This is a genomic window from Aquitalea denitrificans (genome assembly GCF_009856625.1).
In the GTDB taxonomy this organism is placed as follows: Bacteria; Pseudomonadota; Gammaproteobacteria; order Burkholderiales; family Chromobacteriaceae; genus Aquitalea; species Aquitalea denitrificans.
The window spans coordinates 2,219,135-2,243,536 of record NZ_CP047241.1; the positions used below are offsets into that span (position 1 = coordinate 2,219,135).

General features: G+C 59.1%; 25 protein-coding genes and 1 riboswitch. Of the genes, 15 read left to right on the forward strand and 10 right to left on the reverse strand.

What is annotated here, in order from left to right; all coding sequences use genetic code 11:
* The first annotated feature begins 35 nt into the window (after positions 1-35).
* Positions 36-1,403: a flagellar filament capping protein FliD gene (fliD, locus tag GSR16_RS10020; RefSeq protein WP_159876980.1), complete on the forward strand. Its 1,368-nt coding sequence runs from the start codon at positions 36-38 to the stop codon at positions 1,401-1,403.
* An 80-nt stretch (positions 1,404-1,483) separates the two neighbouring features.
* On the opposite strand, the gene GSR16_RS10025 is transcribed toward fliD, so the two are convergent.
* From GSR16_RS10025 to GSR16_RS10035, 3 genes are all read right to left on the reverse strand, one after another.
* Positions 1,484-2,071, reverse strand: coding sequence for a TMEM165/GDT1 family protein (locus GSR16_RS10025; protein WP_205677541.1), 588 nt, complete (start codon positions 2,069-2,071; stop codon positions 1,484-1,486).
* Between the two features lie 11 nt (positions 2,072-2,082).
* Positions 2,083-2,252, reverse strand: a riboswitch (yybP-ykoY riboswitch).
* A 93-nt stretch (positions 2,253-2,345) separates the two neighbouring features.
* The gene (locus GSR16_RS10030; RefSeq protein WP_159876984.1) at positions 2,346-3,389 is read right to left on the reverse strand and encodes an ABC transporter substrate-binding protein; all 1,044 of its coding nucleotides are present in this window, start codon (positions 3,387-3,389) and stop codon (positions 2,346-2,348) included.
* Positions 3,390-3,517: 128 nt separating this feature from the next.
* Positions 3,518-4,420: a LysR family transcriptional regulator gene (locus GSR16_RS10035; protein WP_159876986.1), complete on the reverse strand. Its 903-nt coding sequence runs from the start codon at positions 4,418-4,420 to the stop codon at positions 3,518-3,520.
* Positions 4,421-4,658: 238 nt separating this feature from the next.
* Between GSR16_RS10035 and argE the strand changes: the two genes are divergently transcribed.
* From argE to GSR16_RS10055, 4 genes are all read left to right on the forward strand, one after another.
* Positions 4,659-5,816 carry an acetylornithine deacetylase gene (argE, locus tag GSR16_RS10040; RefSeq protein ID WP_159876988.1) on the forward strand — a complete coding sequence of 386 codons (1,158 nt, stop codon included), beginning with the start codon at positions 4,659-4,661 and terminating at the stop codon, positions 5,814-5,816.
* A 104-nt stretch (positions 5,817-5,920) separates the two neighbouring features.
* Positions 5,921-6,268 (forward strand): thioredoxin family protein, encoded by a 348-nt coding sequence (locus tag GSR16_RS10045; RefSeq protein WP_159876990.1) that lies wholly within the window; start codon positions 5,921-5,923, stop codon positions 6,266-6,268.
* Positions 6,269-6,327: 59 nt separating this feature from the next.
* A complete protein-coding gene (locus tag GSR16_RS10050; protein WP_240902642.1) occupies positions 6,328-8,268 on the forward strand; it encodes a B12-binding domain-containing radical SAM protein in 1,941 nt (646 codons plus the stop codon).
* Between the two features lie 188 nt (positions 8,269-8,456).
* Positions 8,457-8,849, forward strand: a complete 393-nt coding sequence (locus GSR16_RS10055) for a phasin family protein (RefSeq protein ID WP_159876992.1) — start codon at positions 8,457-8,459, stop codon at positions 8,847-8,849.
* A gap of 93 nt (positions 8,850-8,942) precedes the next feature.
* On the opposite strand, the gene GSR16_RS10060 is transcribed toward GSR16_RS10055, so the two are convergent.
* From GSR16_RS10060 to GSR16_RS10075, 4 genes are all read right to left on the reverse strand, one after another.
* On the reverse strand, positions 8,943-9,110 hold the full coding sequence (locus GSR16_RS10060) for a hypothetical protein (protein WP_159876994.1): 168 nt from the start codon (positions 9,108-9,110) through the stop codon (positions 8,943-8,945).
* A 170-nt stretch (positions 9,111-9,280) separates the two neighbouring features.
* Complete coding sequence (locus tag GSR16_RS10065; protein WP_159876996.1) at positions 9,281-10,375, reverse strand: polyamine ABC transporter substrate-binding protein; 1,095 nt, start codon at positions 10,373-10,375, stop codon at positions 9,281-9,283.
* A 146-nt stretch (positions 10,376-10,521) separates the two neighbouring features.
* On the reverse strand, positions 10,522-11,904 hold the full coding sequence (locus GSR16_RS10070; RefSeq protein ID WP_159876998.1) for an aspartate aminotransferase family protein: 1,383 nt from the start codon (positions 11,902-11,904) through the stop codon (positions 10,522-10,524).
* 26 nt (positions 11,905-11,930) lie between these two features.
* Positions 11,931-13,427, reverse strand: a complete 1,497-nt coding sequence (locus tag GSR16_RS10075; protein WP_159877000.1) for an aldehyde dehydrogenase — start codon at positions 13,425-13,427, stop codon at positions 11,931-11,933.
* Positions 13,428-13,627: 200 nt separating this feature from the next.
* On the opposite strand from GSR16_RS10075, the gene GSR16_RS10080 reads away from it, so the two are divergent.
* The 3 genes from GSR16_RS10080 to GSR16_RS10090 all read left to right on the forward strand — a co-directional run bounded on the left by GSR16_RS10080 (position 13,628) and on the right by GSR16_RS10090 (position 15,333).
* Positions 13,628-14,440 (forward strand): helix-turn-helix domain-containing protein, encoded by an 813-nt coding sequence (locus tag GSR16_RS10080; protein WP_159877002.1) that lies wholly within the window; start codon positions 13,628-13,630, stop codon positions 14,438-14,440.
* Positions 14,441-14,596: 156 nt separating this feature from the next.
* The gene (locus GSR16_RS10085) at positions 14,597-15,175 is read left to right on the forward strand and encodes a LexA family protein (RefSeq protein WP_159877004.1); all 579 of its coding nucleotides are present in this window, start codon (positions 14,597-14,599) and stop codon (positions 15,173-15,175) included.
* A gap of 8 nt (positions 15,176-15,183) precedes the next feature.
* Complete coding sequence (locus GSR16_RS10090; RefSeq protein WP_156156974.1) at positions 15,184-15,333, forward strand: hypothetical protein; 150 nt, start codon at positions 15,184-15,186, stop codon at positions 15,331-15,333.
* A 748-nt stretch (positions 15,334-16,081) separates the two neighbouring features.
* Here the strand turns inward: GSR16_RS10090 and GSR16_RS10095 are convergent.
* Positions 16,082-16,537 carry a hypothetical protein gene (locus GSR16_RS10095; RefSeq protein ID WP_159877006.1) on the reverse strand — a complete coding sequence of 152 codons (456 nt, stop codon included), beginning with the start codon at positions 16,535-16,537 and terminating at the stop codon, positions 16,082-16,084.
* Between the two features lie 99 nt (positions 16,538-16,636).
* Positions 16,637-17,248, reverse strand: a complete 612-nt coding sequence (locus GSR16_RS10100; protein ID WP_159877008.1) for an isochorismatase family protein — start codon at positions 17,246-17,248, stop codon at positions 16,637-16,639.
* Positions 17,249-17,394: 146 nt separating this feature from the next.
* Between GSR16_RS10100 and GSR16_RS10105 the strand changes: the two genes are divergently transcribed.
* Entirely contained in the window at positions 17,395-18,396 is a 1,002-nt protein-coding gene (locus tag GSR16_RS10105) for a GlxA family transcriptional regulator (RefSeq protein WP_159877010.1), read from the forward strand.
* An 841-nt stretch (positions 18,397-19,237) separates the two neighbouring features.
* Here GSR16_RS10105 and GSR16_RS10115 read toward each other — a convergent pair.
* Positions 19,238-20,185, reverse strand: coding sequence for a tRNA dihydrouridine synthase (locus GSR16_RS10115; protein ID WP_159877012.1), 948 nt, complete (start codon positions 20,183-20,185; stop codon positions 19,238-19,240).
* 60 nt (positions 20,186-20,245) lie between these two features.
* Here GSR16_RS10115 and GSR16_RS10120 point away from each other — a divergent pair, with 60 nt between their 5' ends.
* The 6 genes from GSR16_RS10120 (at position 20,246) to GSR16_RS10145 (ending at position 24,395) form a co-directional block, all read left to right on the forward strand.
* Positions 20,246-20,701 carry a GNAT family N-acetyltransferase gene (locus tag GSR16_RS10120; RefSeq protein WP_159877014.1) on the forward strand — a complete coding sequence of 152 codons (456 nt, stop codon included), beginning with the start codon at positions 20,246-20,248 and terminating at the stop codon, positions 20,699-20,701.
* Positions 20,702-20,759: 58 nt separating this feature from the next.
* On the forward strand, positions 20,760-20,975 hold the full coding sequence (locus GSR16_RS10125) for a DUF1653 domain-containing protein (RefSeq protein ID WP_205677542.1): 216 nt from the start codon (positions 20,760-20,762) through the stop codon (positions 20,973-20,975).
* A gap of 10 nt (positions 20,976-20,985) precedes the next feature.
* On the forward strand, positions 20,986-21,927 hold the full coding sequence (locus GSR16_RS10130; protein ID WP_159877016.1) for a histone deacetylase family protein: 942 nt from the start codon (positions 20,986-20,988) through the stop codon (positions 21,925-21,927).
* Entirely contained in the window at positions 21,920-22,453 is a 534-nt protein-coding gene (gene msrA, locus GSR16_RS10135) for a peptide-methionine (S)-S-oxide reductase MsrA (RefSeq protein WP_159877017.1), read from the forward strand. The genes GSR16_RS10130 and msrA overlap by 8 nt, the downstream gene beginning before the upstream one ends.
* 387 nt (positions 22,454-22,840) lie before the next feature.
* Positions 22,841-23,509, forward strand: a complete 669-nt coding sequence (locus GSR16_RS10140; RefSeq protein ID WP_159877019.1) for a response regulator transcription factor — start codon at positions 22,841-22,843, stop codon at positions 23,507-23,509.
* Between the two features lie 10 nt (positions 23,510-23,519).
* Entirely contained in the window at positions 23,520-24,395 is an 876-nt protein-coding gene (locus GSR16_RS10145; protein ID WP_159877021.1) for an NAD kinase, read from the forward strand.
* The last annotated feature ends 7 nt before the right edge of the window (positions 24,396-24,402 follow it).

The window sequence follows — 24,402 nt, forward strand, 5'->3', positions numbered from 1 at the left end:
CTGTCTGCCTATCTGCGGACAGCAAGGAGAACAGCATGAGTTCAGCATCCATTACCACGACCGCCGGCCCACTGGACGTTCAGTCCATTGTCAGCCAGCTGATGTCGGTTGAGCAGCAACCGCTTACCGATAGCCAGAACAAGGTTTCCACCTACAAGACCGACCTGAGCGACATGGGCCAGATCAGCTCTGCGCTATCCGCCTTGCAATCATCGGTCAGCAGCCTGTCTTCCGGTGCTTTCCTGCAAACCTTCAAGGCCACAAGCTCGGACAGCACCATTGCATCCGTCAGTACCAGCACCGGAGGGATTGCCGGCAATTATCAGCTGAATGTCAGCAAGCTGGCACAGTCGCGCCAGCTGGTATTCGACGAAAACAGCAGCGGACAGCCCATTACCAGCGCCACCGCTGCCCTGAGTGGCGCGCCCTCCTCGCTCACCTTCAGCGTGGCCGGCACCAGCACCACCGTGCAGTTGAACAACGGCGGCAGCAGCGGTGAAAGCCTGCAAAATATTTCCGATGCCATCAACTCGGCCAATGCCGGGGTCAATGCCTCCATCGTGCAGTACAACGGCAATTACTCGCTGGTGATTGCTTCGGCCAATTCCGGCTCGGCCAATGCTTTCAGTGTCACCGCTGGCGGGACCGATAGTGGCAACACCAGCGGCAACATCCTGGCTGGTTTGCAGCAAAGTAGCACCGCAACCAGCGAGTCGCTTGCCGCCAGCGATGCCCTCATGACCGTAAATGGCGTCAATGTTTCATCCAGCAGCAATGCCGTTACCGGGGTGATCAATGGCGCCACGGTAAACCTGGAGAAAACAGGCCAGGTCACCATCGGCATGGCCCAGGACACCTCCGGCATTGCCAGCACCCTGCAAGGTTTTGTTGATGCCTACAACAAGGTGTACAGCACGGTTAACAGTGCCTTTAACGGTGACATGAAGGGCGACGACTCCTTGCTGTCCATCCAGGACCAGCTGTCCTCGGTATTGCAGACACAGGTAGCAGGCGTGAATGCCAGCACTTCCTATGCCTATCTGTCACAGGTGGGCATTTCCCTGCAAAAGGACGGCACGCTGGCACTGGACCAGACTGCCTTCAACAAGGCACTCACCAGCAACCCCAGCGCGGTGGCCAATCTGTTCGGCAACAGCAGCAGCACCGGTTTTGCCGACCGCTTCAACAGCACCATCAACAATCTGCTGGGACCAACCGGCATCGTAGTGACCAAACAGAACGACCTGAACCAGAGCGTTACCGACGAAACCAGCCATCAGACGGAAATCCAGACCAATCTGGATGCCTTGCGCGCTTCCTATCTGCAGCAATACACCACGCTGAACGCCACACTGGCCCAGATGCAGCAATCCACCAGCAACCTCGCCAGCCTGCTGGCCTGATACCCATCAGGAGGCAGACAGCAAAAACGCCGCTGCGGCATAGGCCGGGCGGCGTTTTTTTACTACCGGAGCAAGTCAGATCAACCCAGCAGCTGGTTACCATTGATGGCATTCATCAGCGCCAGCCCCCCCAGCACCACAAAAATCAGCGAAGCGACAATATGCACGGCCTTGGTGGGCAGGCGATCGGCAAAACGGCTGCCCAGATAGATCACCGGCACGTTGGCCAGCATCATGCCCAGCGTGGTGCCAGCCACTACCGGCATGAAGTCATGAAAGCGCGCTGCCAGCGCAATGGTCACCACTTGCGTCTTGTCACCCATTTCCGCCAGGAAAAAGGCAAACACGGTGGTGGCAAACACCCCCATCTGGCGCTTGGGCATGACGATTTCACCCTCATCCAGCTTGTCGGGAATCAAAATCCAGCCAGCCATCAGGGCAAAGGAAGCAACGACAGTCCAGTTGAGGATATTGGGGCTGAGCGCGGTGGACAGCCAGGCACCCAGGCCACCGGCACCGGCATGGTTGACCAGCGTGGCCAGCAAAATGCCAAGAATGATGGGAACAGGCTTGCGGTAACGCGCCGCCAGAATCAGGGAAAGCAGTTGGGTCTTGTCGCCGATTTCGGCCAGGGCTACTACACCGGTGGATACCAGAAAAGACTGCATCAAGTGTTCTCCATGGCCGGGACGCGAAAACGAGTGACCGCAATGCGTCCCGGCCATGCAGAGCATTACGGTCAAAAGTCTCGCCAAGTCTCGGACCACGTGTGCCATGCCGGAACCGGCAAGTCTGTTGACACACGTCCCTCTCGCATTCGGAGGGCGGCTACTCCCTGATGACGGGTGGCATTGTAAACGAGCCATGCCATTTGGCAAGCCCCTTGCCCTGATTTTCGCCATGCGCCGGGCCATCCGCCAGCCCGGCGCATGGCCACTGGGCTTAGCGCGCCGCCCAGGCGTTGAAGCGCTGCTCCAGGTTTTCGCCGTGATCCACCCAGAAGCTGCTGTCAATCGCCACGCCCTGCTTCAGGTTTTGCGGGGCAGTGGGCAGATTGCCCAGTATGCCCTTGTCGATCAGCGCGGCCGCCTTGCGGTGACTCACCCCGTAGCTGATGCCCTTCACGTATTCGGCCTGTGCTCCCGGCTGGCTGACAAAGGCCAGGAACTTGTAGGCGGCATCCAGATTGGGACTGCCCTTGGGAATGGTCCAGTAGTCGTAATCGTAGATATTGCCGTTCCACACCATTTGCAGCTGTTTGCCGCCTTCCTTCTGCGCCGCGCTGATGCGGCCGTTATAGGCCGAACTCATCACCACATCGCCCGCGGCCAGGTATTGTGCCGGCTGCGCGCCCGCCTCCCACCACTGGATATAAGGCTTGAGCTGGTCCAGCTTGGCAAAGGCACGATTTAAACCCGCCGGGGTATTGAGCACCTTGTACACATCATGCGCTGCCACCCCGTCTGCCATCAGGGCAATTTCCAGCGTGTACTTGGCCCCTTTGCGCAAGGCGCGCTTGCCGGGGTATTTCTTCACGTCCCAGAAATCGGCCCAGGAACGCGGGGCGGTCTTGAGCTTGTCGCTGTTATAGGCCAGCACCGTACTCCAGGCGTAGGCCGCCATGCCGCAGGCCTGGGCGGCGCCGGGCAGCAGTTCGGCCGGCTTGATGATGCGGCGGTAGTCCAGCTTTTCGAACATGCCTTCGTCACAGCCGCGCAGCAGGTCTGGCGATTCGACATCCAGCACATCCCAGCTCACCCGCTTACTGTCGACCATGGCACGCACCCGTGCCATTTCACCGTTGTAATCGCCACTCACCACCTTGATGCCGCTGCTGGCGGCAAAGGGCTGGTAGTAGGCTTTTTGCTGGGCTTCCTTGTTGGCACCACCAAACGACACCACGGTCAGTTCGGTAGCCTGGGCGGCAGCGCTCAGCAATACGCAGCCCAGTACGGCTGCAACACGACAATGCTTGAATGTGGGCATGGCAAATCCTTACAGGAGACTCAGCCAGGTGGGCGGCTGCAAGCACACTGTAGGGACAGCGCTGCCAATCGGTAAAATAGCTTTACCTTGTCAACTGCATTGGTTTTTGCGATGCAGCAACAGCGGGCTCAACCCAAGCGGCTGATGCTCTGCTCGCACAGCGAAACAAAAGCCTCGGCGCGCCGCGTCAGCCGCAGCTCCTGTGGCCAGGCCAGCACGATATTCAAGGCAGGCACGTCCTCCACAATGGGCAGGTACACCAGGGCATCGCCGGCATAGGACTGCCGGGTTTGCGGGCGCAGGTTCAGCAGCGCATAGCCATTGCCCGCCGCCACCAGGCCACGCACCAGTTCAAAACTCACCGTCTTGTGGCGCACCCGTGCTTCCAGATTGTGCAGACGGAATACCGACAGGAAATACTCCCGGCTATGCGGCAGATCCAGCAACACCATGGGCAAATCGGCCAGATCATGCAGCGACACTGCCGTTTGCGTGGCCAGCGGGTGATTGGCCGGCAGCACGGCATAGGGCAGCACGGTTTGCAGCGTTTGCCGGTACAGGCTGGGTGCCAGATCCAGGTCGTACAGCAAGGCCAGCTCGGTCTGCCCGCTGAGCAGTGCCTGCTGCAACTGGCCGGTATCTCCTTCATGCAGCTGCACCGTGATGTCCGGATAGGACTCGCGCATAGCGGCCAGCAGGCGCGGCAGAAACAAGGGGGCAATGGTGGTGAAGCAACCCAGTGCCAGATTGCCTTGCAAGGACTGGCTCAGCGCACTGGCATGCTGGCTGAGGTCGTCCGCATGCGCCAGCAGGTTGCGCGCCGCCGCGACAAAGCTTTGCCCGGCCGGGGTCAGCGACACCCCCTTGGCATGATGGCGGATGAAAAACTGCAGGCCGAACTGCTCCTCCAGCTGGGCGATGGCGCTGGAAATCCCCGGCTGCGAGGTATACAAGGCATTGGCCGCCGCCGTCACACTGCCGTGATCCGCCACCGCCACCAAGTAAGCCAGTTGCCGCAGGGTATATTGCATAATTTTTATCTATCCAGCTGAAAAAATAATAATATTTTCGGTATTCACTGTGGCTACCTACACTCGCCTTGTCAACCAGCAGGCCTGAAGCAGCAAGCCGCGTCACCGCCCGCACCTGACCCAGCAAGAACAATGCCCAGACAACGGCAAGGGCTGTTGCCGGGGTGTAAAATACCGCACACCCCACATACGCCATCCACCCACAATCAGCACCCCGCCCATCACCGGAATCAACATCATGGAATTCCTGACCCTGCTCAACACGCTGATCGGCTTTGACACCACCAGCCGGCTGAGCAATCTGCAGCTGATCCGCTTTGTCAAAAACTACCTGGCCGGCTACGGCATCAGCAGCCACATCGTGGAAAACGAAGACGGCAGCAAGGCCAATCTGTACGCCACCATCGGCCCCACCGACCGCCCCGGCGTAATGCTGGCCGGCCACACCGACGTGGTACCGGTAGATGGTCAGACATGGCACAGCAACCCGTTCCAGCTGGATATCCGCGACGAGCGGGCGTATGGCCGCGGCACGGCCGACATGAAAGGCTTCATCGCCTGTGTGCTGGCGCAGGTGCCGCAACTGGCGCAAAGCCAGCTGCACACCCCGGTACACCTGGCCTTCACCTATGACGAAGAAATCGGCTGCATCGGCGTGCGCCGTCTGCTGGAAGTGCTAGGCGGACTACCGGTACTGCCGGCAATGGGCATCATTGGCGAGCCGACACAAATGAAGCTGGTGGCCGCCCACAAGGGCAAGACTGCCTGGCGGGTGACGGCGCGGGGGCACGAAGGCCACTCCAGCAATCCGACTGCCGGGGTGAACGCGGTGGAATACGCCGCCGAGCTGGTCAGCTTCATCCGCAGCCTGGCCCGTCAGCGCCGCCAGCACGGCCCGTTCGATCCCTTGTACGAAGTGCCTTACAGCACCCTGCACGTCGGCACCATGCAAGGCGGCACCGCGCTGAACATCATCCCCGCGCACTGCCAGTTCGACTTTGAAATCCGCCACTTGCCGGAAGACCCGCCGCAAGGCCTGCTGGACGCCATCCGCAACCATGCCCTGCAGGTGTTGCAGCCGGAAATGCAGGCAGTCGACCCCGACTGCGGCTTTGGCTTCAGCGAAAAAACCAGCTATCCGGGCTTGCTCACCCCGCCGGACGCCCACGTCGTGCGCTTTGTGCAGGACTTGCTGAACGACCACACCCCGCCACGCAAGATTGCCTTTGGCACCGAAGGCGGGCTGTTTGCCGAGCGTTGTGGCATTCCCACCGTGGTATGCGGCCCCGGCGATATCGCCCAGGCGCATCAGCCGGACGAATGGCTGGCGCTGGAGCAACTGGCCGCTTGCGATGCGTTTTTATCACGCCTGGGTAGCCAGCTCGCCAGCCGCTGAGCCTGTCGCATGACAGCAACCGGCCCGTCTTTCTGCACAAGGAAGCCGGGCCGTTTTTGCACAACAGTGTTATCCTCTGCTGCCTTTGCCGACAGGAGCCCGCCATGGCCTTTTGCAGCAGCTTCAGCCCCCAGGATCAAGAACCCGGTGCCGAGCAACTGGCGACGCAGCACGGCCCGCTGTTGCTGGAATTCGGTGCGCCCTGGTGCGCACACTGTCAGGCAGCACAAGCCTTACTGGCCAGCGCCATGCAGCAGTACCCCGACTTGCCACACCTCAAGATAGAGGACGGCAAAGGTCGCCGCCTGGGCCGCAGCTTCAGGGTCAAGCTGTGGCCCACGCTGGTGCTGCTGCAAGACGGGCAGGAAATGACCCGGCTGGTACGGCCCGACAGCCTGCAGGCGGTCGAACAGTTACTGGCCAGCCTGGCCACCGCACCGCGCACATCATGAATACCGCCTGTCGCCGCTAAACCCGATGCCCCGGCGGGCCGCAGCAATCAATGAAAGCCATGCAGTTGAATACCACCCCCATGCAGACGTCCACCGCCAATGCGTCGCCACGCGTGTTGTCGCTCATCCCGCCGATGACGCAGCTGAACACGCCCTACCCGTCCACCGCCTATATCACCGGCTTTCTGCGCTCGCGCCAGGTCACGGCCTTTCAGGAAGACCTGGCCTTGCAGCTGGTATTGCGACTGTTCTCGGCAAGTGGCCTGCAGGCCGTGCGCCAGCAGCTTGACGCCATTCCACCGAAAAAGCGCAGTGCCCAGCTGCACAACTTTGTCGGCCAGTTCGAGCGCTATCTGGCCACCATCGGCCCGGTGATTGCCTTTTTGCAAGGGCGTGACTCCACCGTGGCGCATCGCATCTGTGGCCGCAATTTCCTGCCCGAAGGCGAGCGCTTTGCCGCGCTGGAAGTGTATGTGGACCCGGACGACCCTTATGGTGGCGACCCGCTGGCCTGGGCCTTTGGCGCACTTGGCCAGCAGGACCGCGCCCGCCATCTGGCCACGCTGTACCTGAATGACATTGCCGACGTGCTGCGCGAGGCGGTGGATGAGCGTTTTGAATTCGTGCGCTATGCCGAATCACTGGCCATGAGCCAGCCCACCTTCGACCCGCTGGCGCGTGCCCTGGCCGGCAAACCTTCGCTGGTGGACGACACCTTGCAGCAACTGGTGGAAGAAGCCATTGCCCGTCATCAGCCGGACATCGTGCTGCTGTCGGTCCCCTTCCCCGGTTCGGTGTATGCAGCCTTCCGCATCGCCCAGACCATCAAGGCGCGCTGGCCGTCCATCCGCACCGTGCTGGGCGGCGGCTTCGTCAATACCGAACTGCGCGAACTCAAAGAACCACGGGTGTTCGATTACTTCGACTTCATCACGCTGGACGATGGCGAAAAACCGCTGCTGGCGCTGCTGGAACACTGGCAAGGCAAACGCTCGGCATCGAGGCTGGTGCGCACCTTCATGCGCGAAGACGGCCAGGTGCGCTACATCAACATGATGGAAGCCGATATTCCGTTCGAGGAAGTCGGCACGCCTACCTGGGACGGCCTGCCCATCGACCGCTACCTGTCGCTGCTGGACATGCTCAACCCCATGCACCGCCTGTGGAGCGACGGGCGCTGGAACAAGCTGACGGTGGCACATGGCTGCTACTGGAAGAAATGCAGTTTCTGTGACGTGACACTGGACTACATCTCGCGCTACGAAACCGCCTCTGCCAGCACCTTAGTGGACCGCATCGAAGCCATCATTGCCGAAACCGGCCAGACCGGCTTCCATTTTGTCGATGAGGCTGCGCCGCCCAAGATGCTGCGCGCCCTGGCCGAAGAGCTGCTGCGCCGCAATGTGGCCATTTCCTGGTGGGGCAATATCCGCTTCGAAAAATCCTTCACCCCCGAGCTATGCCAGCTACTGGCGGAAAGCGGCTGCATCGCCATTTCCGGTGGGCTGGAAGTGGCCTCGGACCGCCTGCTCAAGCTGATGAAAAAAGGCGTGTCGGTGGAACAGGTGGCCCGCGTCACGCAAAGCTTTACCGAAGCCGGCGTGCTGGTGCATGCCTACCTGATGTACGGCTTTCCCACCCAGACAGTGCAGGACACGGTGGATGCACTGGAATACGTGCGCCAGCTGTTTGATACCGGCTGCATCCAGTCCGGCTTCTTCCACCGCTTTGCCTGCACCGTGCACTCGCCGGTGGGCCAGAATCCGGAAGAATACGGCGTCACCCTGCAGCCCTTGCCGCCAGTCAGCTTTGCCAAGAATGATGTCGGCTTCATCGACCCCACCGGCACCGACCACGACGCCATGGGCAAGGCGCTCAACAAAGCCTTGTACAACTTCATGCACGGCATCGGGCTGGATCAGGATGTACGCAACTGGTTTAGCGGCCGGGTACCCAAGTCGCGCGTGCCGCGCAATTTCATTGCCCGCGCCCTTGGTTGAGGCGGATTATGGTGAGCAGAGGCTGGGCGCAAAAAATGCCCGGCCTGCATGGTTTCCTGTGCGCGATACGCCTCTTGGACAGGCCGCATGCTGAACGATTGACGCACAGCCGGCTCCAAGCTGCTGTTGCAACTGATGCAACATGCCCTGCTTTCCCGATACAGCCCCGTCACGCAAGGAGAACCGCCATGTCATCCAGCCCGAAGAATGCACGGATCCCGCAACAGCCCAGTCTGGACATTACTTTGAAGTTTCTGCAGGTTTCCATCAACAATGTTGAACAGCTGGTGAATTTTCAGATCAGCACCAGCCGAGAACATCTGGACAACTACGCCAAGTCTATCCAGGCACTGAGCCAGGCCAGCACCCCGCAGGAGGCTCTCAACCAGATCAGTGACTTGGCCCGGGCCAATGCCAACAAGGCCATGGAATGTTCCGGCGAATTCTGCGACATCCTGTCCAAAGCCCAGGAAGAGCTGCAAGGCTTGGCACTGGAGCACTTGTCCAGCATGCAGCAATCCCTGCAGGGCATGAGCAGTTATCTGCAGCAGCCCACCACAGAAACCAGCCAGAAGAAATAAACCGCCCATAAACATACGGCCCGCCATCCTGCCGGATGTGCGGGCCGTATGTTTTCAACCATGACAATGGGCAATGCCCACTGCGGCACGGTTTCAGTCGTCGCCGAAATCTGCCGCAGCCACTTGCGCTGCCGCCTGCTTTTGTTCCTCGACTTGTTTTGCCTGCCACTGCTCTTCAGTCAGACCATGGCTGCCATCGCAGTAGTCCCTGCGTCCACAACCACAACGGCCGATATCAGCCGGATTTGCCTGTACCCGCATACTTGCCTCCCCTTGAATCCGCCACCGGCAGCCACTGCGAGCGCAGCAGCCATTACCGGCGCGGAGCTGAGACTAACCTGCCTGCGGTCGCATTTCAACACTGACAGCAAACAGAAACTGAAACGCCCCCGCATCGCTGACCGACAGCAAGCACCACAACAAGTGCTCCGTCAACGCCCTGTTTTCAGTTGCGTCCACAAGCGGTTCTGCAAGCGCAGGATATCCGTTGGCAAGGGTTGCAGCAGGAACAGTGTCTGCATCACCGCGGGCGGCGGGTAGATACCGGCATCACTGGCAATGGCCGGCTGCACCAGTTTGCGCGCCGGAATATTGGGCGTGGGGTAGAACACCTTGTTGGTGATGCCGGCCGCCACATCCGGCTGCAGGATATGGTTGATCCACTGGTGCGCCGCCGTCGGGTTGGGCGCATCTTTCGGTATGGTCATCATGTCCACCGAAAACGGTGCCCCGCTTTTAGGAATGACATAGGCAATCTGGTAATGCTTGCCGGCATCTGCCGCCCGGCGCCGGGCAATGCCGATATCGCCGGACCAGCCCACCGCCATGCAGACATCGCCATTGGCCAGGTCGTTGATATAGCCGGATGAATTGAACTGGGTAATATAGGGGCGGATTTTCTTCAGCGTCTCGAATGCCGCCTGATAATCGGCCGGGTTCTTGCTGTTCGGGTCCTTGTGCAGGTAATGCAGGGTGATGGCAAACACATCGCTGGCCTGATCCAGCATCGACACCCCGCAACTCTTCAGCTTGCCCAGCCGTGCCGGGTCAAACAGTAGGTCCCAGCTATCCAGCGCTGCATCATTGCCCAGCGCCGCCTTCACCTTGTTCAGGTTCAGCCCCAGCCCGTCGGTAAACCAGGCATAGGGCACGCCGTATTTGTTACCGGGGTCGGCACTGGCCACCATTTTCATCAGTTGCGGGTCCAGATTGGCCAGATTGGGCAGCAACGCCTTGTTGAGCGGCTGATAGATGCCGGCGGCAGCCTGACGCGCCATGTAGTTGGAGGTGGGAACCACCACGTCGTAACCGGCGCGGCCGGTAAGCATTTTGGCCTGCAAGGTGTCATCGCTGTCGTAGACATCGTATTTCACCTTGATGCCGGTCTGCTTCTCGAAGCTGGCAATGGTTTGCTCGCCGATATAGTCCGACCAGTTGTAGACATGCAGCTCGGCCGCCTGGGCGGTGAGGCCAAGACAGCAGAGCGTGGCGGAGGCAAGACGGCGCAGGGTGGGTGTGAAGCGCATGATGGTGAAACTCCTGTAGTGCGGACGGGCAACACCCGTCCACCGGCCAGGCTGACCGGTGGCGGGAACAATGGCGCTGTGCTGAAGGAGTGGTCCCGGCAAGGAATGGCCGCTGAACGGCTCTGAGAGGATGCCGGTGGCGGGGCTTACAACATGCCCAGCTCGCGGGCAGTGCGGTCGACTGCCCGCAGGGTTTTGCTCAGCAGCTCGTCAATCTGGCTACGGGAAATAGCCAGTGCCGGCGCCATGATCATGCGGCCATGGGTGGAGCGGATGATCAGCCCCTCGTCAAAACCATGACTGCGGCAACGCCAGCCGATATCGTCTTCATTGGCAAACAGCTTGCGGCTGGCCTTGTCTTCGCACAGCTGCAAGGCCGCCACCATGCCCGTGCCCTGGATGTCACCCACCAACGGGTGGTCGGCAAACACTTCACGCAGGCAGCGTTGCAGATAGGGGCCGGTATCCTGCTTGACGGCCTCCACCATGCCCTCACCCTGCAACACATCCAGATTGGCCAGTGCCACCGCGGCAGCCACCGGGTGACCGGAATAGGTCAGGCCGTGGGCAAACACCCCGCCCTTGTCGATCAGGGCCTGGGCCATGCGCCGCGACAGCACCAGTCCGCCCATGGGGATGTAGCCGGAGGTCAGCCCCTTGGCAATGCTCAGCGTGTCGGGCTGGAAGTCGAAATGCTGATGGGCAAACCATTCGCCGGTACGGCCAAAGCCGCCGATTACCTCGTCGGCGCACAGCAGCACATCGTACTGACGGCAAATACTCTGGATTTCCGGCCAGTAGCTTTCCGGCGGAAAAATCATGCCACCGGCTCCCTGGAAGGGTTCGGCGACAAAAGCCGCCACCTTGTCCGCACCCAGTTGCAGGATTTTCTGCTCCAGCGCGCGGGCGCACTGCAGGCCGAATTCCGCCGGGCTGAGGCTGCCGCCGTGACGGAACCAGTCCGGTTCGTCAATGTGTTCAACCCCCGGAATCGGAAGATTGCCCATCTCGTGCATGAAGGCCATGCCACCCAGCGAGGCACTGCCCACGGTGGAGCCGTGATAGCCATTGTGGCGGCCGATGAAGATTTTCTTGTCCGGCTGCCCCATCACGTCCCAGAAGCGGCGTACGGTGCGGATCAGCACCTCATTGGCTTCGGAGCCGGAGTTGGTATAAATCACATGGCTGTAACTACCGGGTAGCAAGGAAAACAGCCGCTCGGACAACTCCACCACCGCCGGGTGGGTAGTGTGGAAAAACATATTGTAGTAACTGAGCTCCTTGAGCTGCCGGGTGGCGGCATCAATCAGCTCCTGCCGGCCATAGCCGACATTGGTGCACCACAGGCCGGACATCCCGTCCAGATACTGCTTGCCCTCGCTGTCCCACACATACAGCCCTTCGCCACGGGTGATGACGCGCGGCCCCTCCTCGTTCAGGGCTTTCTGGTCCAGAAAGGCATGAATATGATGGGCGGCATCCATGGCCTGATAGTCGGCGGTACTGCGTTGGTTTTGCTTCGTGCGCATTGAGGTCTCCATGCCGGGGCACCGGCTTACAGGCTGATCCAGGTAGTTTTGAGCTGGCTGAACTTGTCCAGCGCATGCAGGGACAGGTCGCGGCCAAAGCCGGACTGCTTGCAGCCGCCAAACGGTACGCCGGGGTCCAGCGCGTCCACGGTGTTGACCGAGACAGTACCGGCGCGCAAGGCACGCGCCACGCGGTGCGCCCGCTGCAACTGATCGGTCCACACCGCAGCAGCCAGGCCGTAAATGCTGTCATTGGCCATGGCAATGGCTTCGGCCTCGCTGTCAAAGCGCAGCACCGACAGCACCGGGCCGAAGATTTCCTCGCGGGCAATACGCATCTGCGGCGTGACGCCGGCAAACAAGGTGGGTTGCAAATAGCAGTCACTGTCACCAAGTCGCAGCCGCTCACCGCCAGCCAGCAAGCGCGCGCCCTGCTGCACGCCGTCCCCGATAAAACCGTGTACCCGGCCGGTATGCCCGGCATCCACCAGCGTGCCTAGCCGTGTGGCCGGGTCCAGCGGGTTGCCCGGCTGGTAATGCGCCATTTCGGTCAGCACTTTTTCGACAAAACGGTCGTGGATGCTGCTTTCCACCAGCAAACGCGAGCTGGCAGAACACACCTGGCCCTGATTGAAGCAGATGCCGAAGGCCGCCTTGCGTGCTGCGGCGTCCAGGTCGGCACAGTCGGCAAACACCAGATTCGGGCTTTTGCCACCGCATTCCAGCCACACCATCTTCATGTTGGAAGCGGCGGAGTACGCCAGAAAGCGCTTGCCGATTTCGGTGCTGCCGGTAAACGACAGGCAGTCGATATCCGGATGCAGACCCAGTGCCTGCCCGGCTTCCTCGCCATAGCCTGGCAGCACATTCAGCACACCATCCGGCAGACCGGCCTCGCTGGCCAGCTGTGCCAGACGAATGGCAGACAACGGCGATTGCTCGGCCGGTTTCAGCAGCACGCTATTGCCTGCCGCCAGCGCCGGGGCCACTTTCCAGGCGGCCATGTCCAGCGGGAAATTCCACGGAATCACCGCCGCCACCACGCCCACTGGCTCGCGCGTCACCAGGGCCAGCGCATCCGGGCCGCTGGGGGCCACTTCGTCATACAGCTTGTCGCAGGCCTCGGCATACCAGTCGAACAAGGCTGCCGTGGCCGGCACGTCGATATTCAGCGCATCGGAAATCGGCTTGCCCATGTCCAGGCAATCGAGCAAGGCCAGCTCATCGGCATTGTCGCGCAGCAGTTGCGCCAGTTTTTGCAGCACTGGTTTGCGCTCTCGCGGATGACAGCGCGACCAGTCCCCGGCCTCAAAGCTGCGTCGTGCGGCGCTCACTGCCAGGTCAACATCCGCCTGTGCACAGCGCGCCACCATGGCGATGGTCTGGCCGGTATGCGGACAGATGCTGGCAAACCGGCGGCCATCTACTGCATCTTGCAGCCGGCCATCAATATAGGCCTGTGCAGCAGGCTGCAGCGCGCTGGCACAAGCCGTCCAGAATGACAGATCTTTCGATGACAACATGCTACTCTCCTGTCGGGTTTTGCCAGTCACGACACAAAGACAGACTGACATGCAATGGCCACAGTCTAGGCAGGCCACCCGGCCCCGCCCATCGCCTTGATGGGTGAGGCCACTCACCCCTTGGGGGTAGCGCCGGGTCAGATACAGTTGCGGCATCATGCAGAACCATGGCCAAAACCGACACAGGAGCAAGAACAGACATGCAGATCGCCGTGAGTGACCTGGCCTTTCATCACCGGCTGGGGAAATTGCTGGAACAACTGGGAGAGCCACGCTTCTGGCCGGTGCTGGCCAGCTTTCTGGGAGAGATTGCCACCTTCGATACCTGGGTAGTGCTGCTGTTTCAGGCTGACCAGCCCCCGCTGATCCTGGCGGATCATGCCGCCAATCTGGCAGCGGACGACCTGTTTGCCGACTACCGTGCCGGGCTGTACCGCATCGACCCCTTCTATGCCTTCAGCCAGCAAAACCCCATGCCCGGCCTGTATCGGCTGGACGATGTGGCACCGGATTCCTTCCGCGATACCGAATACTACCGCCAGTATTTCAGCCGCAATGTCGGGGAAGACGAGCTGCAATTCCTACTGCCCATTGCCGGCCAAGGTGTGCTGTCACTGTCGCTGGCCAGCCGGCAGCGCTTCAGTGCCGGCGAGGTTGGCAGCTGCCAGTTATTCAGCCCCTGGCTGCTGACCCTGCTGCGCAAGGCACTGCAATTTGATGCCAGCCTGATTGCACAGCAGCAAAACAATCCGGCTCAGCGCCAGCTGCGGCTGGAAGATGCCTTGCGCCAGCGCGGCAAACCACAACTGACCGAGCGCGAGGTGCAAGTTGCCCTGCTGATTCTGGCCGGACACTCCACCAAGGCCATTGCCCGTGAACTGGGCATCTCCCAGGACACCGCCAAGGTCCACCGGCGCAATCTGTACGCCAAACTGGGCGTCAGTCAGCAAGCCGGTTTGTTTCTGCTGTTTGCCGCACCAGATGCAGCCTCAGGCCCCACACCCGCCAACTGAGAAAACATCCCTTTTATTTCAATGTCTTGCAGAAAACCCAAGCAGCAGCCGCAGCAAGAATGCCACACTGCAAGCACAGATTTTGAAATTGGCATTGCCAAGCCATTTGAATTTGTACACAATCAATTCACCGCAAGCAAATCAGGGAAAGCCAAGATGGCACAAGGAGGCAAACGAGACGGTGCCGGACGCAAATCGGCATTTGGTGGCGACAAGACCGTCGCCATGCGGGTTCCGGAACCCTTGCGGCCACTGCTGGAAAGCTGGCTGGCCGAGTACCGCCAGCTGCGTACGGTCAAGACGGCAGATACCCAGGACATCCGCACCTTGTCCGACACCCTCAGCCAGTTGTCGCTGCCGCTATTTGCCAGCCGGGTACCCGCCGGCTCGCCCGTTGCCGCCGATGACCTGAAAGAAGCCGACATCGACCTGAATGCCCATCTGGTCAGCCACCCCGCCAGTACCTTCATGGTAACGGTGAAAGGCGACTCGATGATCAACGCCGGCATCCACGATGGCGACCTGCTGATTGTCGACCGCGCCCTGCAAGCCCGCAGCGGCAAGGTGGTGGTGGCGGTCATCAATGGCGAGCTTACCGTGAAGCGGCTGGAAAAAACGGCAAACGGATTGTTTCTGATGCCGGAAAACCCGGCCTACTCGCCAATCGAAGTGCCGGAAGAAGCGGCATTGTTTATCTGGGGTGTGGTGACCAACGTCATCCATCCGGTTTCGTAAAGGAGCGCATGATGCAAATCGATGAGAGCCTGATCAAGATGAAGTTCATGGACTGGCGCCGTCTGCCGCGTGCTTTTCGTGAAGTCCGCGCCGGACAACCGCAGGTGCTGGTATCCCGCACCGGTCGCAGCTACTTTGTCCCGGTGCAGTTTGTCTAGCCCAGCTTATCCGGGCAAGTCACCCCCCCTCACCCGGCAACATCATCAGACCAGCATGCCTGGTCTGATTTTATTTGGCTCCACCCGCAACGACAGCCCCAGCCTTGATCCGCTTCATCAGCTTGATTTGCCTCATCAGACCGGAACGATGCAGCCATAAAAAATGCCCACCATCAAGCATTTCTTGATGGCAGATATCACGTTAAAAGTCTATAGACAGCAATAGTTTAAGGGGTTACCGGTGACTTCGGCCCACTACTGATTTTTGGACTGGGAGCCACATAGGAGCATCGCGATAGCAAATCCAGGAGCGCTATAGCGAATGGATTGCGCACGGCAAGACCTCGTCCCCGATCACCAGCTCTGCAAAGTTCCCCCCAAACGAGAAGGCGCAACTCGTGGGCTGCGCGTTCTTGACAGGACCGGATGCCTTGTATGGCCTGGCCTCCCTGCATCAACTCGAAGAAGCATTGGATCGAGCACAGATGTACCGTGCACCTCCAGCGCCAACGAAGACCGACAGTGCCACAGCCCAACTTGCCACGAAATTAAATTTGAAGTTTTTTTTTCATAGTTACCTCCTTGGTTTGTTGTGCGTTGGTTTGGGTACGGTGCTTGTTGTTAGTGGGAATCTCACCCAGCAATCGGACGGTTCGCTCTGTTTTCTGAATCTGTTGATACGTCAGGCTGATTGAACTATCGGTCTTCTCGCTCCAATGCTTCCTCTTTAGTGACTGGTATGCACAGTTTACCGTGAGGTAGTTCCAGTTGCTTTGAATCGCCCCGATCCTCGGAGGTAAGGAGCGATGATTGAGAAAATACCCAGTGGAATGTGTGCAATTGACTTCGCCAGCTCAAAAACCACAGGAATAGGATGGAGTGTCTTTCTTTCACCGTTGAATAGCAGCGTGTACTCACCACCCTTTGCATCGTTGTTAACAATGATCACGGGCGACAAATGATTGATCAACGCGGCATTCAACGCAGCATAGTTACGCTGCATATCGGCATCAACCCGGGTGATGGCATGCTGACCACTGACCAGAGCACTCGATCGGTATGCAGTCATGTCCAAGTCATACAGATCCAGACCACCCGCCCTGCGATGCGCCCGGCGATGATGAGAACGTGACAGCCCATTGGAAATGCTCAGATCTCGACCTTGATGGCGGGTGACTGGACAGGCATTATTTTCTTGTTCCATGGCTTTTTCCTTTTTGGGATATTGATTGATGATGATCAGCTTCGACCGGCACAAGTTCGTGGTCAGATACGAATACAAACGATCAGCAATACCTGTCTTTTATCCGAGCTCGTCAGCGTTCGAAACGACCACGCCGTAGAGATCCGCGATAGTGGCCAAGGCGCAATGGTGAAGTTGTGCAGACGAGATTTCGATAGGCAGGGCCTGGCCCGACCCTGTGACGCAGGGCAGTGGTCGTGTGGCACACGCATTGGCAACCACCGTAGGCCTTTTCCCCTCTAAGAAAATTCCTTCTGCGGTGAACAACACGCACATATGCGTCATAAATCCAGCCACAATGACGTTATTATTACCAGCATCTTGCAGCAACTCTGCCAGTTTGGTTCCCACTAGCGCATTGGGTGCCGTTTTCACGACGATTACCTCACCATTCATGGGAGCTACCTGAGGGTGAATCTGCCCGATTTCGGCTCGAATGTCGTAGGGTGTATCCGGCCCGCCATCATTGATGATATGAATCACCGTCGTGCCCTGTTGACGCGCACGGGCCAATAAATCGGCGGCAGCTTCGAGCGCCTGCTGCCACCCGTCAAGTACCATCACACCTCGGGTATAGGTATTCTGAAAATCGATCATCACCAAGGTCGATTTCCCCAAGGGCGCAGGAGTTTCATCCAAGCCATTCAACTGGCGAAGTGTTATGCGTGCCATTGACATCCTCATTTCTACGGTCTAGTTGAAAATCAATTCCATCAGCAACTGCCTGGCTTCGATGGTAGGGTTTGACTGGAATGTCGGCAATGTCATAGAACTTGCAAAATCGGACATCTTTGGGCTGGCACGGAATGGAGGTGAAAATGAATGGACGGCAACGTCTGATCGTGGTGGTGGTGTTCGATCAGGTCGATCTGCTCGACGTGACCGGCCCCTCCGAGGTCTTTGCCTTGCTACAACGCGAGATGGATCAACCCACGGGCTACCGTGTCCTGCTTGCCGGCAAAACGCTGGCCCCAGTGACCACCTCGGCCGGGGTCAGAATCCTGCCCGATACGTGCTTTGACACCATCGACCAGCAATCAATCGACACCCTGCTTATTCCCGGGGCCGTGCAGGTCGACACACAAAGGCGGGTGACAGCGTTGGTGGATGCAGACATCGTCGAACTGGTTGCCAGACTTGCCACGCGAGCCCGCCGCATTGCTTCAGTTTGTGTGGGAGCCCATATCCTGGCAGCCACCGGCTTGCTCAATGGCAAGCGCGTCACCACCCACTGGTCTACCGCCCGGCAGTTAGCTGCAGAGCACCCCGGGATCACCGTAGATGCCGATCCCATTTTCATCCGCGACGGCCAAATCTGGACTAGTGCGGGAATCAGTTCCTGCCTCGATCTTTCCCTGGCCCTGGTCGCAGATGACTTCGGCGAGGCCATGGCACAACAGGTCGCCCGACAGCTTGTTGTCTACTTGAAACGCCCCGGCGGACAGAGTCAGTTCAGTGTTTTTCTGGAGCCTATTTCATCGACGCGGCGCATGGACAAACTGCGCCACTACATATCCCAGCACTTGCGTGCACCACTCACCATCCCCGAGCTTGCCGAACATCTGCATGTCAGTGAGCGTCAACTAACACGGATATTCAAGAATGAACTCGGCATGATGCCAGCCGCCTATGTCGAGGCGGTACGTGTTGAAGCCGCGCGAAATCAGCTGGAAACCAGCAGCAACACACTTGAGCTGATTGCGAGCAACAACGGCTTTGGCTCGGTCGATACCCTGATCCGTGCTTTTCGCCGAGTGCTCAACATCACGCCTTCGGACTATCGACAGCGCTTCCGCCTACAGCCGCCATGGCAGGTGTGATGAAACCACTTGCCAATTGAATCGATCGGATAGGCGTCGTCAGTTGAGTGAGCTTCAGGATCAAGTGCGGTCCCTGCCCTGGGATGCTGGTCAAGCAAGAATTCACCGCACAGCAGTGCCGCTCTCGGCCAGCCGCATTGATTCACGGGAGCGGGAACGCAAACCATCTAATCCGATCAGATACAGAAGCGCAAAAGCGGAGTTGTGGAACTCAGGCAAGGCACGGATGCAGCTCCCCGAAGAAGAAAAAATGCCTCAGCAGGTTTGACGCCTGCCGAGGCATTTAGGTCAGGCTGACCATCACATTAAGGCCGACGCTCAACAGCTGACCGAGTTGCGTGAGGTGATGGAGATCCATCCAATGGCGCTTCTCATATTGAACACCTTGCGGCCCGACGGAGTATCCTTGCACAAGAAGCCGGGCACTAGCGTGTCTTGGAGTTCGACGGCCTGCAGCTGGGGTTATGCCGCATCGACAGCGGACTTAGTGAGCTTGATTTTTGCCATGATGACTACTTAGAAAGACCCGGTTTCCAGGAGCCTTCTAGGGGCCAGCAGAGCGGAAGTCGGGTCAATTTTCAGAAAGCACCGGCATATGACGAACTAGACTAAGTCATTGATAAACATGACGTATCTAGTCTTGGCGCAGACTGGCGAAGTGCCGAAATGGAGTCATGGTGAAATAAAAAAACCCTCCCACGAGGGGAGGGATTAACAGGGTATCGGGGAAGTGTAACGACCGGGAGCTGAGGGCAGCCGGTCATACAGCACCTGGCTCCATACCAAGAACCAAGCACATGTGCATCGTAGCGCTTGCACCTGGCATTGACTATGGTGGAATTTACTTAGAAGACATATCGCGCATTATCTTAAGAATATTCTCAGCAGAAGTTTCCCGGCGTATCACTTCGAAAAAGTGCTCTGCTTCCGGATAGGTTTTCTTCAATTGCCCCACCCACTGCTTAAGCCGCGCCGGCGGATAGCGCGACTCCCCGGCCTCGGCAAAACACTGCTGGTAGAAATCCAACAACCATTCCATCAACACCGGCCAAGCCATTGGTACAGCGAACTGATCACCAGCAATACGCTGTGCCAGATCCGGCGCAGCAATCAGGCCCCGCCCTATCATCACCCGCTCGCAGCCGCTTTGTGCCCGGATGGCATGGTAATCCGCCACGGTCCACACCTCGCCATTGGCGATGACCGGCACCGTGACATGCTCGCGGATACGGGCAATCCAGTCCCAATGCGCTGGCGGCTTATACCCTTCCACCTTGGTACGCGCATGCACCACCAGTTCGGCAGCACCCGCACTAGCCAATGCAGCAGCGCACTCCAGCGCCAGACTCTTGTCTGCATAACCCAGCCGCATCTTGGCTGTTACCGGTATCTCCGCCGGAACAGCCGCACGCACCTGCCTGACAATGGCGTGCAGCAGTTCCGGTTCAGTCAGCAGTACCGCACCGCCACGATGACGATTGACCGTCGGTGCCGGGCAACCAAAATTCAAATCGACACCCGGTGCCCCCAGGCTGGCCACCTTGGCCGCATTCTCAGCCAGGCAAACCGGGTCCGAGCCCAGCAATTGCACCCGTACTGTTGTCCCCGCACGGGTCTTGCCGCCATTGAGCAATTCCGGTGCCAATCGATGAAAGGCACGGGTAGGTAACAGTACATTGGTGACTCGGACAAACTCGGTTACGCACAAGTCGATACCGCCCAGACGGGTCAGTACATCCCGCATGATGGGGTCAACCAGGCCCTCCATCGGTGCCAGCATCAGATTCATGACTTAACCTGCTGAAAAAAGGGCGCTATTGTAACGGAATCACTGTCCGGGAGCGAATGCATGACCCTGAAAATCAGCCCTGTCACTGCCCATCAACTTGAACACTGCCTGCCACTGTTTCAGGCGTATCTGGCTTTCTATGCCGTAGAACAGTCCGATGCCGACTGCCTGGCCTTCCTGGAAGCCCGCTTGCATCACCACGAAGTCCGGCTGTGGCTGGCCGAAGATGCGGGCGTGGCCGTCGGCTTTGCCCTGATGTACCCCGGTTTCAACTCGCTTACCCTCAAGCCAAACTGGCTGCTGCATGATCTGTATGTCGTACCGGAGTATCGTGGCAGCGGTGTCAGCCGACAGCTGCTGCAAACCTGTCAGGCCCATGTCCTTAGTCAGGGTGGCGGTGACATCATGCTGCAGACCGCTCACGACAATACCCGCGCCCAACGCCTGTATGAAGGCAACGGCTTTGTTCTGGACAAGGAGTTCCGGGTGTACTACTGGGATGGCAAGGGTGCTTGACCACGCCCGGCCTCCGCGCCATGCTGGCGACCGTTTTTGAACAGCAAGGACCATAACCATGGATATTCCACGCGGCATTTACCGCCATTACCGGGGTAATTTATATGAAGTGCTTGGGCTGGGCCTGCACTCTGAAACACACGAACCCATGGTGGCCTATCGCGCCCTGTATGGTGATTACCAGCTATGGACACGCCCTGCCGGCATGTTTCTGGAAGCCGTGATTCATGAAGGCGAAAGCCGACCACGTTTCTCCCCGGTCAAGCTGTTTTAGCCAGACAGCCATGCGCATCTACCGTACCGACCAGTTTCCCTTGCCACTGCCTGACGGCCACCGTTTCCCGGCGGCAAAATACCAGCTGCTGGCTGAAGCTGTTGCAGGCTTTGCCAGCCATGCAATGGAAACCGCCCCTGCGGCCACCACCTGGGAGCTGCAGCAAGCACACTCAGCAGACTATGTTGCACAGGTGATTGATGGCAGCCTGCCGGCACGCGCCTGGCGGGAAATCGGTTTGCCATGGTCACCCGAGCTGGTGGAACGCTCGCGTCGCTCGGTCGGTGCCACCATTGCTGCTGCACGCGGCGCGCTGCTGGATGGCTGCGGCGTCAACCTGGCCGGCGGCACCCACCATGCCTATCACGACAAGGGCAGCGGATTTTGCGTATTCAACGATGTTGCCGTGGCCTCTCGCCTGCTGCTGCAGGAAGGATTGGTACGGCGCATTCTGGTGCTTGATCTCGATGTGCATCAGGGAAATGGCACCGCTGCCATCTTTCGTGACGAGCCGCGGGTGTTTACCTTTTCCATGCATGGCGAAAAGAACTTCCCGTTCCGCAAGGAGGTCAGTTCACTGGATATCGACCTGCCCGATCACACCGGCGATGCAAGCTACCTTGCCCTGCTGCAACAGCATCTGCCTGCCCTGCTATTGCAACACCAGCCGGATATCGTGTTTTATCTGGCTGGTGCCGATCCCTGGCAGGGTGATCGGCTGGGCAAGCTGGCACTGAGCATGCACGGCCTGCTGCAGCGTGATCTGTTGGTGATGCAGCAGGTCCGCAATACTGGTGCCGCACTGGTCATCACCATGGCGGGTGGCTATGCCAGCGATATTACCGACACAGTCAACATCCAGACCAGCACCATCCACGCTGCATGGCAGCTGTATGCAGGCACAAAATCCATGCAGACCAACACGTCCATCCGGAGCGAACACAATGCATAAGGCCATTCTTGCTGGCGGTTGTTTTTGGTGTACCGAAAGTATTTTCCTGGCACTGAACGGTGTCGAAAAAGTGGTATCCGGCTATATCGGTGGCCACACGACAGATCCGGACTACCGCAGTGTATGCAGCGGCCAGACCGGGCATGCCGAAGCAGTTGAAATTGATTTCGATCCCGACATCATCAGCTTCCGCCAGTTGCTGCAAATCTTCTTTGCCACGCACGACCCCACCACACTCAACCGCCAGGGCTATGATGTGGGCAGCCAGTACCGCTCTGCCGTCTTTTATCTGGATGCCACCCAGCACGACACCGCGCTGGCCGTCATTGCCGAACTGGAACAACAACAGGCATTCCCGTCACCCATTGTCACTACACTGGAACCCGCCAGCCGGTTTTATCCGGCCGAAGGCTACCACCAGCAGTATTTTGCCCTGCATGGAGACGAACCCTACTGCCAGGCAGTCATTCTGCCCAAGCAGCACAAGCTGCGACTGGCGTTTGCGCCATGGCTGAAGCAGGACTGACCCCTTAGCGCATGCGCCAAGTGCGGAAGAACCACCCTCCCGGCCAGGCCGTCGTCCGCGCATGCTTGGCACAGCAGAATGACAATCCGGCATGCCAGTCAGCTTTTATGCTGATAACATTCAGCCTGCAATGACATATATGCGGCATCGCAACAACCGGGTCAACCCAGCCGCCTATCCTGCGTAAACCCCGGCCAGACAAACGCCAGACAGGTATCATGATGGCCGGGCAAGCAGGCAACACCAAAAAAGCTGGAATACCAACTAGCAGACAATCCACAGGAAGGCCGCAACAACGCAGGCTGCATGGCTGCCAGGCATACTTACCCCCGGCCTTCCCGCATTTGGCACACAAACAGCACATGCTGTTGCAGGAGAATACCGCTCATGAAGTACATGATGCCCACCGTTTTCATCGTGGATGATGACCCCGCCGTACGCGACTCGCTGGCCCTGCTTATCATGGCGCAGGGCATGCGCACGGTTACATTCGCCAATGCCATGGAGTTTCTCGAAGGCTATACCGAGGGCGAAGTCGGCTGCCTGGTTCTGGATATCCGCATGCCGCAGATTACCGGCCTTGCCCTGCAGGAAAAACTGGTTGAACGCGGCCTGAGCATTCCCATTGTCTTCATTACCGGCCATGGCGATATCGAACAATGCCGCCGCGCCTTCCAGTCTGGTGCCATCGACTTCCTCACCAAGCCGATAGACCAGAACCGCCTGATCGACAGCTTGCGCAAAGGCATTCGCATGAGCATCGACCAACTGCAGCAGGATGAAGAGACGCAAGAGGTCATGATGCAGCTGGACCGCATCAGCGGCCGTGAACGTGAAGTGCTGGAACTGGTGGCCGACGGCCTGTCCAGCAAGGAAATTGCCCGCCAGCTCGACCTGTCGCCGCGCACCATCGAAGTGCACCGTGCCAACCTGTTCAGCAAGCTGGGCGTGGATTCGCTGGCCGACCTGATCCGCTTTTACCTGAAGGCACTGGAAGCCACCGGCAAAAAACGCAGCGACGAGTCTTTTTTGAACGAAACCGCCCCAAGGCAGTAGAATCGCCCACATGGAACGACTGTTCAAACATGTCTGCCTGGTGGCAAGACACAGCAAACCGCAAGTGGTGGAATCGCTGCGCACCCTGGCCGATCATCTGGCCGCTGCCGGCGTCACCGTATTCGTGGACAAGGAAAGCGCCACCCAGGCCGAAGCCGGGCCCCATCAGCTGATCGAACGCAGCGACATGGGCAAGCTGGCCGATCTGGTTATCGTGCTGGGCGGGGATGGCACCATGCTGTCCATTGCCCGCCAGCTGGCGCCCTATCGCGTACCGCTGGTGGGCATCAACCAGGGCCGGCTGGGTTTCATGACCGACATTCCGCGTCATGAAATGCTGGAAGCCATCGACGCCATCCTGGGCGGCAACTTCGTGCCGGAAAACCGCATCCTGCTGCAAGCATCGGTGATTCGCGAAGACGCCGAAGTCGCCAATGCACTGGCCTTCAACGACATCGTGTTCAGCCGCGGTGCCGTGGGTTCGATGATCGAGTTCGAGGTATTCATCGACAACCAGTTTGTCTACAGCCAGCGCTCGGACGGCCTGATCGTTGCCACCCCCACCGGCTCCACCGCCTACTCGCTGGCCGCCGGCGGCCCCATCCTGCACCCCACGCTGCAGGCCATTGCCCTGGTCCCCATCTGCCCGCAGTCGCTGAACAACCGCCCGATTGCGGTGAACGACTCCTGCGAAGTGGAATTCATGCTGACCCGCGGCCTGGACGCACGCGTACACTTTGACGGCCAGTCGCACTGCGATCTGATGGAAATGGACCGTGTGCTGATTCGCCGCTACCGCAATCCGCTGCGCATCCTGCACCCGGTGGGCTACAACTACTACGACATGCTGCGCCACAAGCTACACTGGGGCGAGCGCCTGCTCTGACATACAC

Excerpts from the sequence above, each read along its gene's own strand:
- argE (WP_159876988.1), top strand. The coding sequence starts at position 4,659 with ATGGAATTCCTGACCCTGCTCAACACGCTGATCGGCTTTGACACCACC.
- GSR16_RS10120 (WP_159877014.1), top strand. The coding sequence starts at position 20,246 with ATGACCCTGAAAATCAGCCCTGTCACTGCCCATCAACTTGAACACTGC.
- GSR16_RS10050 (WP_240902642.1), top strand. The coding sequence starts at position 6,328 with ATGCAGTTGAATACCACCCCCATGCAGACGTCCACCGCCAATGCGTCG.
- GSR16_RS10095 (WP_159877006.1), bottom strand. The coding sequence starts at position 16,537 with ATGGAACAAGAAAATAATGCCTGTCCAGTCACCCGCCATCAAGGTCGA.
- GSR16_RS10045 (WP_159876990.1), top strand. The coding sequence starts at position 5,921 with ATGGCCTTTTGCAGCAGCTTCAGCCCCCAGGATCAAGAACCCGGTGCC.
- GSR16_RS10065 (WP_159876996.1), bottom strand. The coding sequence starts at position 10,375 with ATGCGCTTCACACCCACCCTGCGCCGTCTTGCCTCCGCCACGCTCTGC.
- GSR16_RS10080 (WP_159877002.1), top strand. The coding sequence starts at position 13,628 with ATGCAGATCGCCGTGAGTGACCTGGCCTTTCATCACCGGCTGGGGAAA.
- GSR16_RS10085 (WP_159877004.1), top strand. The coding sequence starts at position 14,597 with ATGGCACAAGGAGGCAAACGAGACGGTGCCGGACGCAAATCGGCATTT.
- GSR16_RS10115 (WP_159877012.1), bottom strand. The coding sequence starts at position 20,185 with ATGAATCTGATGCTGGCACCGATGGAGGGCCTGGTTGACCCCATCATG.
- GSR16_RS10140 (WP_159877019.1), top strand. The coding sequence starts at position 22,841 with ATGAAGTACATGATGCCCACCGTTTTCATCGTGGATGATGACCCCGCC.
- GSR16_RS10125 (WP_205677542.1), top strand. The coding sequence starts at position 20,760 with ATGGATATTCCACGCGGCATTTACCGCCATTACCGGGGTAATTTATAT.
- GSR16_RS10145 (WP_159877021.1), top strand. The coding sequence starts at position 23,520 with ATGGAACGACTGTTCAAACATGTCTGCCTGGTGGCAAGACACAGCAAA.
- fliD (WP_159876980.1), top strand. The coding sequence starts at position 36 with ATGAGTTCAGCATCCATTACCACGACCGCCGGCCCACTGGACGTTCAG.
- GSR16_RS10035 (WP_159876986.1), bottom strand. The coding sequence starts at position 4,420 with ATGCAATATACCCTGCGGCAACTGGCTTACTTGGTGGCGGTGGCGGAT.
- GSR16_RS10105 (WP_159877010.1), top strand. The coding sequence starts at position 17,395 with ATGAATGGACGGCAACGTCTGATCGTGGTGGTGGTGTTCGATCAGGTC.
- GSR16_RS10055 (WP_159876992.1), top strand. The coding sequence starts at position 8,457 with ATGTCATCCAGCCCGAAGAATGCACGGATCCCGCAACAGCCCAGTCTG.
- GSR16_RS10025 (WP_205677541.1), bottom strand. The coding sequence starts at position 2,071 with ATGCAGTCTTTTCTGGTATCCACCGGTGTAGTAGCCCTGGCCGAAATC.
- GSR16_RS10130 (WP_159877016.1), top strand. The coding sequence starts at position 20,986 with ATGCGCATCTACCGTACCGACCAGTTTCCCTTGCCACTGCCTGACGGC.
- GSR16_RS10030 (WP_159876984.1), bottom strand. The coding sequence starts at position 3,389 with ATGCCCACATTCAAGCATTGTCGTGTTGCAGCCGTACTGGGCTGCGTA.
- GSR16_RS10060 (WP_159876994.1), bottom strand. The coding sequence starts at position 9,110 with ATGCGGGTACAGGCAAATCCGGCTGATATCGGCCGTTGTGGTTGTGGA.
- GSR16_RS10070 (WP_159876998.1), bottom strand. The coding sequence starts at position 11,904 with ATGCGCACGAAGCAAAACCAACGCAGTACCGCCGACTATCAGGCCATG.
- GSR16_RS10100 (WP_159877008.1), bottom strand. The coding sequence starts at position 17,248 with ATGGCACGCATAACACTTCGCCAGTTGAATGGCTTGGATGAAACTCCT.
- GSR16_RS10090 (WP_156156974.1), top strand. The coding sequence starts at position 15,184 with ATGATGCAAATCGATGAGAGCCTGATCAAGATGAAGTTCATGGACTGG.
- GSR16_RS10075 (WP_159877000.1), bottom strand. The coding sequence starts at position 13,427 with ATGTTGTCATCGAAAGATCTGTCATTCTGGACGGCTTGTGCCAGCGCG.
- msrA (WP_159877017.1), top strand. The coding sequence starts at position 21,920 with ATGCATAAGGCCATTCTTGCTGGCGGTTGTTTTTGGTGTACCGAAAGT.